This is a genomic window from Streptacidiphilus sp. EB129, from assembly GCF_041262645.1.
Taxonomy (GTDB): Bacteria; Actinomycetota; Actinomycetes; order Streptomycetales; family Streptomycetaceae; genus Streptacidiphilus.
On sequence record NZ_JBGCCS010000028.1, the window covers coordinates 92634 to 103195 of the forward strand.

Here is a 10562-nt window from a genome sequence, read left to right on the forward strand (position 1 = left end):
CTCGCTACCCTTGACCCCATGACCTCGCTCAAGCCGAAGACGACCCAGACCATGAAGCCCGCGACCGCGGCGAAGAAACTCGGTGTCTATCTGGGGGCCACCCCCGCCGAGTTCCAGGAGGGCGTCGTCTCCCGCGAGGAGCTGAACGCCCTGCAGGCCGAACCGCCCACGTGGCTCGCGGACCTGCGCCGCAACGGCCCGCACCCCCGTCCGGTCATCGCGGCCAAGCTCGGCGTCTCCATCTCGGGTCTCGCGCGCGGCGGCGTCACCGACGCGCTCACCACGGCGGAGATCGACGAGCTGAAGGCGGAGAATCCGCTGTGGCTCCAGCACGAGCGCGCCACCCAGGCCGACGTCCGCAAGGAGGCGCAGCGCATCAAGGAGAAGAGCCAGGAGAAGCCCAGGAAGTAGCCGGGCTCCGAGGGCGGCGGATCTCCCCTCAGACCCGGGCTCAGACACCGGGCCCTGTCACCGTCAGTGACCAATGACGGTGAGGACGACGACCATCACGATCGCGAGCACGGCCAGGGAGATCCAGGTCCGGCCGTAGCTGAGCCGGGGTCCGTGGTGGCTGTGGGTGCGCATGGCGGCCGCCAGTGTCCGGAGTGACGTTCACTGACCGGGGAGGGCGTTCGCGCCCGAGGCGATCACCAGCGCGATCACGACCAAGGCGAAGATGACCCACAGGACGGCGCTGCTGCCGACCGCCGGGCTGCCGCTCCGGTGGCTGTGGTGGCCGCGGTGGAGGAGTCCAGGGCCGATGTGGAGATGGTGCGACATGGCGGCCTCCGTACTGGCGTGGCACCCCCATTGTCCCCCGGCCCGGCACACCCGCACCCCCTCGCCGGAAGCCGTGCGCCACCACCGCACCCGCCCTGGGCAGCCCTAACAGTTCGCGGTGGCCGTGCCGGCCTGCAGGAGGCGGCTGCCGAGGGCGGTGCAGACATGGCGGACGGACTTGCCCTCGCGCCGGGTGGTGATCAGCCCGGCCGCGCGGAGCGTGCCCGCGTGCTCGGAGACCGAGGGCAGGCTGATGCGGAGTTCCCGGGCGATGCCGGTCGTGGTGCACGGCGTGGTGAGCAGATGGAGGACGTGGGCCCGGGTGGGGCCGAGCAGGGCGGACAGGGCGTCCGGATCCGGGGTGCCGCCGGCCATCGGGAGGGGCGTGAGCGCGGGATAGAGGATCAGCACCGAGCCGTCCGGGTGGCGGCAGCAGAGCGGATGGCTCATCCCGAACGCGCAGGGCATCAGCGTCAGCCCGGTGCCCGCGAGATGCAGGTCCCTGGTGTGCCGGTGCGGGACGCACCACACGGTCGCCTCCCAGTGCGAGCCGGGGAACAGACCGGCGAGGGTCTCCTGGAGACCGCGCTCCGCCAGCAGGCGGCTGCGCCAGGCCACGTCGCTGCTCACGGCCTGGCGGACCCTGGCCCAGTCCGGTTTGAGCAGCGTGTCGTGGGCGGCGCGCACTGCGGTGGTGAGGGTGCGCCAGGCTTCGCCGTCCTGGTCCGCCAGGTCGGTGATCCACGGGGTGACCCGGCCGTGCGTCGCGCCGAGCCGCCGCAGTTCGGAGGAGACGAACGCGCGGGGTGCGGAACGGATCAGGTCGATGCCGTCCTCAAGGCCCTCGCTGATCGGGTCCAGGAACAGCGGGCCCGTGCCGTCCGGCGGCACCAGGTCCAGCAGCGGCTGCGCCGAGGAGACCAGCGCGGCGCGCGCCGTGCGCCGCCAGCGGGTGAACGCGGTGCCTGCGTCGGTCCGCCTCAGGTGCGCCATGGCCAGGGTGAGTTCGAGCAGCGGTGCGGGATCGGACGCGAACCGGACCCTGAGCAGGTCGTCGACCGTGAAGTGCACACGCAGCATGCTCGCCTCCGCGGGTTGGCGTACTGACGTTCTATCGCATACGGACGACGGGCGTGGTGGTTTCGGGCTCCGCCGAAACCATCGCGGCGGGCGACCGGGCCGTTCCAGGATCGATGCACCGGAAACCGATCCAGCTGAGGAGCCGTCATGCGCGTGCAACGTCTGTTCTCGGTCGTACTGGCCGTCGGGGCCCTGGCGACGGCAGCGCCCGCTGCCCAGGCGTGCGCTCCCTCCCCCTGGCAGCCGTACCGCACCAGCCCGTTCGTCGACGAGGCGGGCACCACCTGCGCGTTCGAGGTGAAGGGCGACATCGTCGTCGACCAGGAACGGATCAGGACGCTGGCGACCGGCCCGAACGGCGCGCCGACCGAGCAGGAGATCACCGGTCCGCTGACCATCCGCTTCACCAACACCGCGAGCGGCGCCTCGGTGACCCGGGACCTGGCCGGTACCGGCTGGCTGTACTACCACTCCGACGGGACCCAGACCTGGGTGGTCAGCGGTCACATCAGTCTCGGCATCCACGTCGGCAACCCCTACGAGTCGCCCGGGGAGTGGGTGTACGACGGCAGAACGGTCCTGGAGACCCATCCCGGCGTCGGTCCGCAGGTGCTCTCCCACCAGGGCGCCACGGAGAACCTGTGCACCGTGCTCGGCTGACCGGAAGCCTCTGACCGGGACGCTCCCCAAGCCCGGCGCGCGGCGGTCACGGGGTGCCGCCGCGCGCCGCCACCGTCCTCGTCGGGTCGTGTCCGGGCCCAGCGACCCCGGACCTGCCCGGCGGGCCGCGTCCCCGGTCGGCTGCCCGGCGTGGGCCTCCACTCCTTGATCCAAACGTGTCAATCCCGTCGGCCTGTGCCTACACTGCCGCTACAGCGAACGCAGTGCCAGGTGGGCCCGGCTGTGACACGGGGGGTGGGGTGTGGACTTCCGGCTGCTCGGTCCCCTGGAGGTCAGGGACGACGAGGGCGAGCCGCTGCGCGTGCCCGAGGGCGGAGCGAGGACCCTGCTCGCGGCGCTGCTGGTCCACGCCGACACGGCGGTCTCCGGTGACTCGCTCGCCTGGTACCTCTGGGGGAGCCAGCCACCACGTCAGCCGCGCCAGGCACTCCAGGTGACGGTCACCCGGCTGCGCAAGTGCCTGGGCCCCGTCGGAGCCGAGCGCATCACCCGGGTCGGCGCCGGCTACCGCTTCGCGGTCCGCCCCGGCGAGCTGGACCTGCACCGCTTCGCCACCCTGCACCAACGCGGCTCCGCCGCGCACCGGGCCCAGGACTGGCCGGCCGCCGCGGACCTGCTGCGGCGGGCCCTGGAGTGCTGGCGCGGACAGCCGCTCGACGACGTGGCGGGCGAGCCGCTGGCGCTGGAGACCGTCCCGGCCCTCCGGGAGCAGCGCTTCGACGCGCTGACCGGCCGGATCGAAGCCGATCTCGCGCTGGGACGGCACGGTCGGCTGGTCGGCGAGCTGGCCCGCATGGTCGAGGACGAGCCGCTACGCGAGCAGTTCCGCTGCCAGCTCATGCTCGCCCTCTACCGCAGCGGGCGGCGGGCCGAGGCCCTCGACGCCTTCCAGACCGGGCGCCGCCTGCTGGTGGGACGGCTGGGAATCGAGCCCGGCGCGGAACTGCGCGAGCTGCACCAGGCCGTCCTCGCCGACGATCCCGGGCTGGCCTGGAGCGCACCGCCGAGCCCGGCGGCAGCCCGCGACGCGGCCCCGGCGGCTGCCGGGGACCGGCTCCGCCCGGCCCAACTACTGGCCGATCTCCCGGACTTCACCGGCCGGACGGCTGCGGTGGAGCGGCTGGAGGCGCTGCTGGCCAAGGCCGCCACGGAGCCGGTCGGCGGGCCGGTGGTGCTCTCGGCGATCGACGGAGCGGGCGGCATGGGCAAGACGTCGCTGGCGGTGCACGTCGCCCACCGGATGCTGCACTACTTCCCGGACGGCCAGCTCCAGATCGACCTGCACGGGGTCGGCGGGGCGCCGGCGGATCCCGACGACGTGCTGGCCCGGTTCCTGCGCGGCCTGGGCGTGCCCCCCGACCGGATCCCGGCGGACCCCGAGGAACGCGGAGCGCTGTACCGGAGCACGCTGGCCGGCCGCCGCGTCCTGGTCCTGCTGGACAACGTCAGGGACGCGGCCCAGGTGCGGCCGCTGCTGCCCGGCTCGGGGGGCTGCTCGGTGCTGATCACCAGCCGCAGCTCGCTGCCCGGGCTCGACGGAGCCTGCCGGCTCACCCTGGACGTCCTGGAGCAGGACGAGGCGCTCGCGCTGTTCACCCGCATCGTCGGCAGCGACCTGGCCGACGCGGAGCCGGAGGCCGTCGAGGCGGTGCTCGGGGTCTGCGCCGGGCTGCCGCTGGCGATCCGGATCGCCGCCGCGCGCCTCATCGCCCGGCCGGGCTGGACCGTCAAGGACCTGGCCGAGCGGCTGGGCGACGAGCGGTACCGGCTCAGCGAGCTGACGGTCGAGGACCGGGCGGTGCGCGCCTGCTTCGCGGTCAGCTACCGGGACCTGCCCGCGGATCAGGCCCGGGCCTTCCGGCTGCTGGGCCTGTGCGACGGGCCCTCGATCGGCGTCCCCGCCGCGGCCGCGCTGCTCGCACTGCCCGTCGCGGCCACCGAGCAGTTGCTGGACGCCCTGGTCGGCGTCCACCTGCTGCAGCCGCGCGAGAACGGCCACTACCGGCTGCACGACCTGCTGCGCGTCTACGCGGCCGAGTGTGCCCAGGCCGAGGAGCCGCAGCAGGAACGGGACGCGGCGACGGGCCGGATGCTCGGCTGGTACCTGCACACCAGCGCGGCCGCGTCCCGGGTGCTCAACCCCAACCGTCGGCATGTCGTCCTCGACCCGCCGGAGGCGGACCGGCCTGCCCTGGAGTTCGCCGACTTCGACCGTGCGCTCGCCTGGTGCGAGAGCGAACGGGCGAACCTGGTGGCGGCGGTGGCGCAGGCCGCGCGCGCCGGGCGGCACGAGATCGCCTGGAAGCTGCCGATCACCATGTGGGACCTGTTCAACCTGCGCAGCCAGCACCAGGACCGGATCGTCTGCAACGAGATCGCGCTGGACGGGGCACGGGCGACCGGTGACCTGGAGGCGACGGCCTGGGTGCTCAACACCCTGTCCAGCGCCTACCAGGCGGCAGGCAGGCTGACCGAGGCGTCGGGCTGCCTGTTCCAGGCCCTGGAGATCCGCGGCCGGCTGGGGGATCTGCGCGGAGAGGGCTCCTGCCTGATCAACCTCGGCTATGTGCAGATCGAGATGGGCCGGCCGGCGGAGGCGGTCCCGATGCTGGAACGGGCACTGGAGATCTTCCGCGGGCTCGGCGTTCGGGCCGCCGAGGCGGTGTCGCTGATGAACCTCGGTGAGGCGCACAAGCAGCTGGGAAACCTCACCACCGCCCTCGGCCACCACCGGGAGGCGCTCGCGATCAACCGGGAGACGGCTGACCGGTTCACCCTCGGCAGGGCGATGGCCAACGTCGCCGACACCCTGTGCGCGCTGGGCCGGTTCGACGAGGCGGCGGAACTCGCGGCGGAGGGGCACACGACCAACCAGGAGGCGGGGAACCGGGTCGACGAGGCCATCGCCCTCGACGTGCTCGGGCAGATCCACGCCGCCAGGGGCGAGGCGGCGCCCGCCGTACGTCACTGGCGGGACGCGCACGCCATCCTCACCGAACTCGGCCACCCCCGTGCCGTCGATGTGGGCGCGCGCCTCGCCGACTCCCCCAAGCCCCGTCCGAACTGACGCACCGGCCCCTGGCGGACTCCCCCGGGCGGACTCCCCCTGACGCACTGGCCTCCCGAGCGCACTGACCCGCCGCCGGACGGGCCGAACGCCTGCCGGCCGGACCCGGCAGTTGCCGGCAGGGCTGCCGGAAACGCCCTCAGCCGCCCGCCCGGCGGAGCGGGAGCTGCCGGCGTGGCACCTGCGGTGGGGACGCGGGTACGGCCGCGACCCCTTCCGCCGTCCGGAACCGGGGAGCGAGGCCGGTTGTCGGACGATGGTGCACAGCCCGATCGCGCCGGACCGGTCACCGTGAAATCGTCCACGGTGACCGCCCCCGTGCCGGCGCGATCAGGATGACTTCATACTGCCCGGCCCCGCTTACACTCCGCCTACACTCCTCCCTGCAACCGCCGGCCCGGCATGAGGAGCGGCGGGCACTACGGGGCGACGAGCACCCCCGCCGGGGTGAACGGCCGCCCGTCCAGGGTCCAGTGCGGATCGGGGACGATCTCCAGCGCCGCGTAGACGTGCGCGGCCACGTCGACGTGACGCACCTCAGCCACCGCTGCGCCCGGCTCCAGGCCGGGCCCGCAGGCGGCGACCCAGGCGGTCCGTTCCACCGGGGTGCGCCCGCCGTGCCCGCCCCGGTCGACATGGCCGTGGTCGGTCACCACGATCACCGTCCACTCCTCGTCGGCGTAGCCCGGCCGCGAGCGCAGCGCCTCCAGCAGCCGGCCCAGCCGGGCGTCGGCGGTCTCGATCGAGCGCCGGTACTCCTCGCCGCAGCCCAGGAAGTGCGCGGTCTCGTCCACCGCGCCGAGGTAGACGAAGGTCGCCTGCGGGTCGTCGTCCCCGGTGAGTACGGTGACCGCCTCGGCGGTGGCCCGCTCGTCGCAGACCTCCCACTCCTCGGGGGTGTCCGCCAGCGGGGCTATGTAGGAGAGCCGGCCCGGCGCCGCGAAGAGCGGCCCGCCCTGACGGGCCAGGAAGAGCGGCTCCCATCCGCCCACCGCGAAGGTGCGGCGCCGGTGCACCTCGGCCAGCCGGGTGGTGAAGTCCGGGAACACGTCGAGCCGGTTGCCGCCGAAGTGGTTGCCGTAGACGCCGTGCTTGGCCACGGTCACCCCGGTCACGATGGTCGCCCAGCACGGCCCCGACATGGTCGGGGTGGCCTCGTCCACCTCGACCGGCGCCAGGAACCCGGCCGCCGCCACCGCGTCCAGGTGCGGGGTCGCCAGCTCGGGCAGCAGGTCCAGGCGGACTCCGTCGATGCCGACCACCAGGACACGGCGGGGGCCGGCGGGCCAGAGGCTGGACGACACAGGGGGCTCCGATCAGTCGGGGGCTGGGGAAATGCTGCAGGGCAGACTAACCGCCCACCCCACCCGCCGATCCCGGGTGCCCGCCCTCGGCCCGGTGACCACTGGCAACCCGGAACAACTGTTCGCACTCCGGCAACCGGCTGTTCGCCCCACCGCCGCGGCGCGTACCAACCGCCGCGCCCTCGGCACCGTCTCTCATGATTGCGCATTACTGCTCTTATGAGCTATGAATAGCGCAGGTTCAGTCAGTTTTGATGAACGCCTCGCGCACATCAGCCAGCGCACATCAGCCAGCGCACATCAGCCAGGAAGGAGGAGGGCCGTGATCCTCACCGTCACCCTCAACGCCGCGGTCGACGTGACCTACCGGCTGGACCGCATCCACCAGCGGGGCAGCAACCGCGTGGAGGCGGTGGCCCAACGGGCGGGCGGCAAAGGCGTCAACGTTTCCCGCGTGCTCAGCGCTCTCGGGCACGAGACCGTGGTCACCGGCCTGGCCGGCGGCCGCAACGGCGAAGCCCTGCGCGAGGATCTGCGGGCGTCGGGACTACGCGAGCAGTTGCTGCCCATCGGGGCGGAGACCCGCCGCACCATCGCCGTCGTGGAGCAGGCCGAGGGCGACACCACGATCTTCCTCGAACCCGGCCCCGCCGTCTCCGGCACGGAGTGGAAGAGCTTCCTCAGGCTGTACGGGGGTCTGGTCCCGCAGGCCTCCGCCGTGGTCCTCTCCGGCAGCCTGCCACCCGGAATCCCCCGCAACGCGTACGCCGTACTGATCCGCCTCGCCCGGATCCACGGCATCCCGGCGGTGCTGGACGCGGACGGCGACGCGCTGCGCAGCGCGCTGGCCGCCAGGCCGACACTGGTCAAGCCCAACGCCCGGGAACTGGAGCAGGCCTCCGGCACCGCGGACCCGCTCGCCGGAGCCCGCGCGCTGCGCGCCGCCGGCGCGCAGGCGGTGGTCGCCTCGCTGGGCCCGGCCGGTCTGCTCGCCTGCACCGCGGAGGGCACCTGGCAGGCACGCCCCCCGGAGCGGATCGCGGGCAACCCCACCGGCGCCGGCGACGCGGCCGTGGCCGCGCTCACCGCGGGTCTGGTCGCGGGAACGCCGTGGCCGGACCGCCTGTGCCAGGCCGTGGCCCTGTCGGCGGCCGCGGTGCCGGCACCGCTGGCCGGCGAGTTCGACAGCGCGGCCTACGAGCGCCTGCTACCGCTGGTGTCGCTCCGCTCCATCCGTCCCGTCCCCTCCGCTCCCTAAAGGACAACCATGCCCCTGACAGGAACGGGCGCCGTCGTGGCGCCCGCGTCGGCAGCCGGCCGCGGCGTCGGCGCGTTCAACGTCATCCAGCTCGAACACGCCGAGGGCATCGTCGCCGGTGCCGAGGACGCCGGTGCTCCGGTGATCCTGCAGATCAGCGAGAACGCGGTCCGCTACCACGGCAGTGTCGCGCCGATCGGCGCGGCGGTCCTCGCCCTGGCCCGGGCCGCGAGCGTGCCGGTCGCGGTCCACCTGGACCACGCCACCTCGGCCGACCTGGTCCACGAGTGCGTCGGGCTCGGCTTCTCCTCCGTCATGTTCGACGCGTCCACGCTCGACTACGCCGACAACGTGAAGGCCACGGCAGCGGTGGTGCGGCACTGCCACGCGGCCGGGGTGTGGGTCGAGGCCGAACTCGGCGAGGTGGGCGGCAAGGACGGCGTGCACGCCCCGGGGGCGCGCACCGAACCGGCCGAGGCCGTCCGGTTCGTGGACAGCACCGGCGTGGACGCGCTGGCCGTCGCCGTGGGTTCCTCGCACGCCATGCTGACCCGCGACGCGGTACTCGACTTCGCGCTGATCACCGCCCTGCGCGGGACCGTGCCCGTCCCCCTGGTCCTGCACGGCTCCTCGGGTGTCAGCGACGCCGACCTCGCCCGCGCGGTCGACGCCGGGATGACCAAAATCAACATCGCCACACACCTGAACACCGCGTTCACCGCCGCGGTGCGCGCGCAGCTGACGGTGGACCAGCAGCTGGTCGACACCCGCAAGTACCTCGGCCCCGCCCGTACCGCGGTCGCGACCGAGGTCTCCCGCCTGCTGCGGCTGCTGGCCCGCTAGGGCGCCGCCCAGACCAGCGACACCAGCCGTCCTGCACGGAAGCGCTCGGATCCGGGCATACGCATTGCGTACTGCCGATCCACGACCGCACTCGACACATCGCCGATCAAGCCCACCCCCTTTCCAAGGAGTCACCGCGTGTCCGCTGCCACATCCGACCGAAGCTCCCGCACCACCGTCGAGATCGCGTCCCAGCCCGCCTGCTGGAGGCGGGCGGCCGAGACCCTCCCCGCCCACACCGCCGCCCTGCCGCGCAGAGGCGAGCGGGTGGCCGTCGTGGGCTGCGGCACCTCCTGGTTCATGGCCCAGGCCTACGCGGCGCTGCGCGAGAGCGGCGGCCACGGCGAGACCGACGCCTTCCCCGCCTCGCAGTTCCCGCACCGGCGCCGGTACGACCGGATCCTGGCGATCTCGCGCTCGGGCACCACGACCGAGGTGCTGGAGGTGCTCGGCAGGGCGCGCGGCACGGTGCCGACCGGCGCCATCACCGCGGACCCGGCCACGCCCGTGATGGGGATTGCCGACGCGGTGTCGGTCCTCGACTTCGCCGACGAGGAGTCGGTGGTGCAGACACGATTCGCCACCACCGCGCTGGCGTTGCTCCGCGCCCACCTGGAACTGGAGGACGCCCGCCCGGCCGGTCTGCGCACCGTCGCCGAAGCGGCGCGGGACGCCGAGCGCGCCATCGCCGTCCCGCTGGCCGCCGAGGTGCTCGGCGCCGAGCAGTTCACCTTCCTCGGCACCGACTGGACGTACGGGCTGGCGCTGGAAGCCGGCCTGAAGATGCGTGAGGCCGCCGGCGCCTGGACCGAGGCGTACCCGGCCATGGAGTACCGGCACGGCCCGATCGCCATCACCGGCCCCGGGCGCGTCGCCTGGATGTTCGGCGCGCTGCCCGAGGGTCTGTCGGGCGACATCGCCAAGGTCGGCGGCACCCTCGTGGCCGACTCGCAGGACGCCGCCGAGGACCTGGACCCGCTCGCCGACCTGATCCGGGCTCAGCGGCTGGCGGTCGCCATCGCCGAGGCGCGCGGCTACGACCCGGACCGCCCGCGCAACCTGACCCGGTCCGTCGTCCTGGAGCACTGAGTCCTGGAGCACCGAGCCGCCGGAGCGCGGCAAGTCGCAACGGTTCCATAACGTGGCCTGGACGCGTCCGCTCACCACGAGCATACTTCGAGCAGCTTCAATGCTCATATCTGCTCTATCACTGTGATACTCAAGCAATTTCGAGCAGACTTACCTGGTCTGCGCCGAGTCCCCCCGTCGGGTCCCCCTCCGAGGCCCGCGTGTCTAAGGCGGTCAGTACCCCCATGCGTCGACACGTCATCATCGCGGCCGTTCTCGGCCTCAGCACTGCGCTCACCCTGTCGGCCTGCGGCTCGTCCTCCGGCAGTTCCGCGTCCAGCTCCGGTGGTGGTTCCACGACGATCAAGTTGTTGGCTCCGGATTACGGGACGGCGGGGACGGCGAACTCGTCGCAGACGTATTGGCAGGGGATCGCGGACGCGTTCCATGCGGCGCATCCGGGTATCACGGTGCAGGTGCA

At 73.2% G+C, this 10562-nt stretch carries 9 protein-coding genes and 1 pseudogene; 7 read left to right on the forward strand and 3 right to left on the reverse strand.

Going from position 1 to position 10562, the window contains the following annotated elements:
* Positions 1-18: 18 nt before the first annotated feature.
* Complete coding sequence (locus ABH925_RS28000) at positions 19-411, forward strand: DUF5997 family protein (protein ID WP_370152085.1); 393 nt, start codon at positions 19-21, stop codon at positions 409-411.
* A gap of 201 nt (positions 412-612) precedes the next feature.
* Here ABH925_RS28000 and ABH925_RS28005 read toward each other — a convergent pair whose 3' ends face one another.
* Positions 613-780, reverse strand: coding sequence for a hypothetical protein (locus ABH925_RS28005; RefSeq protein WP_370152087.1), 168 nt, complete (start codon positions 778-780; stop codon positions 613-615).
* A gap of 105 nt (positions 781-885) precedes the next feature.
* On the reverse strand, positions 886-1860 hold the full coding sequence (locus ABH925_RS28010) for an ArsR/SmtB family transcription factor (protein ID WP_370152090.1): 975 nt from the start codon (positions 1858-1860) through the stop codon (positions 886-888).
* Positions 1861-2007: 147 nt separating this feature from the next.
* Here ABH925_RS28010 and ABH925_RS28015 point away from each other — a divergent pair, with 147 nt between their 5' ends.
* Both ABH925_RS28015 and ABH925_RS28020 read left to right on the forward strand, forming a co-directional pair.
* The gene (locus ABH925_RS28015) at positions 2008-2520 is read left to right on the forward strand and encodes a hypothetical protein (protein ID WP_370152092.1); all 513 of its coding nucleotides are present in this window, start codon (positions 2008-2010) and stop codon (positions 2518-2520) included.
* A 262-nt stretch (positions 2521-2782) separates the two neighbouring features.
* The gene (locus tag ABH925_RS28020) at positions 2783-5608 is read left to right on the forward strand and encodes a BTAD domain-containing putative transcriptional regulator (protein ID WP_370152095.1); all 2826 of its coding nucleotides are present in this window, start codon (positions 2783-2785) and stop codon (positions 5606-5608) included.
* Positions 5609-6027: 419 nt separating this feature from the next.
* Here the strand turns inward: ABH925_RS28020 and ABH925_RS28025 are convergent, their stop codons facing one another.
* Positions 6028-6912 carry an alkaline phosphatase family protein gene (locus ABH925_RS28025; RefSeq protein ID WP_370152098.1) on the reverse strand — a complete coding sequence of 295 codons (885 nt, stop codon included), beginning with the start codon at positions 6910-6912 and terminating at the stop codon, positions 6028-6030.
* 322 nt (positions 6913-7234) lie between these two features.
* On the opposite strand from ABH925_RS28025, the gene ABH925_RS28030 reads away from it, so the two are divergent.
* The 4 genes and pseudogenes from ABH925_RS28030 to ABH925_RS28045 all read left to right on the forward strand — a co-directional run.
* Positions 7235-8170 carry a 1-phosphofructokinase family hexose kinase gene (locus ABH925_RS28030; protein WP_370152100.1) on the forward strand — a complete coding sequence of 312 codons (936 nt, stop codon included), beginning with the start codon at positions 7235-7237 and terminating at the stop codon, positions 8168-8170.
* Between the two features lie 9 nt (positions 8171-8179).
* Entirely contained in the window at positions 8180-9013 is an 834-nt protein-coding gene (locus ABH925_RS28035) for a ketose-bisphosphate aldolase (protein ID WP_370152102.1), read from the forward strand.
* A 138-nt stretch (positions 9014-9151) separates the two neighbouring features.
* Positions 9152-10102 (forward strand): SIS domain-containing protein, encoded by a 951-nt coding sequence (locus ABH925_RS28040; RefSeq protein ID WP_370152105.1) that lies wholly within the window; start codon positions 9152-9154, stop codon positions 10100-10102.
* A gap of 224 nt (positions 10103-10326) precedes the next feature.
* Positions 10327-10562 (forward strand): annotated as a pseudogene (locus ABH925_RS28045) (hypothetical protein); the annotation flags it as partial.

Excerpts from the sequence above, each read along its gene's own strand:
- ABH925_RS28010 (WP_370152090.1), bottom strand. The coding sequence starts at position 1,860 with ATGCTGCGTGTGCACTTCACGGTCGACGACCTGCTCAGGGTCCGGTTC.
- ABH925_RS28005 (WP_370152087.1), bottom strand. The coding sequence starts at position 780 with ATGTCGCACCATCTCCACATCGGCCCTGGACTCCTCCACCGCGGCCAC.
- ABH925_RS28015 (WP_370152092.1), top strand. The coding sequence starts at position 2,008 with ATGCGCGTGCAACGTCTGTTCTCGGTCGTACTGGCCGTCGGGGCCCTG.
- ABH925_RS28035 (WP_370152102.1), top strand. The coding sequence starts at position 8,180 with ATGCCCCTGACAGGAACGGGCGCCGTCGTGGCGCCCGCGTCGGCAGCC.
- ABH925_RS28000 (WP_370152085.1), top strand. The coding sequence starts at position 19 with ATGACCTCGCTCAAGCCGAAGACGACCCAGACCATGAAGCCCGCGACC.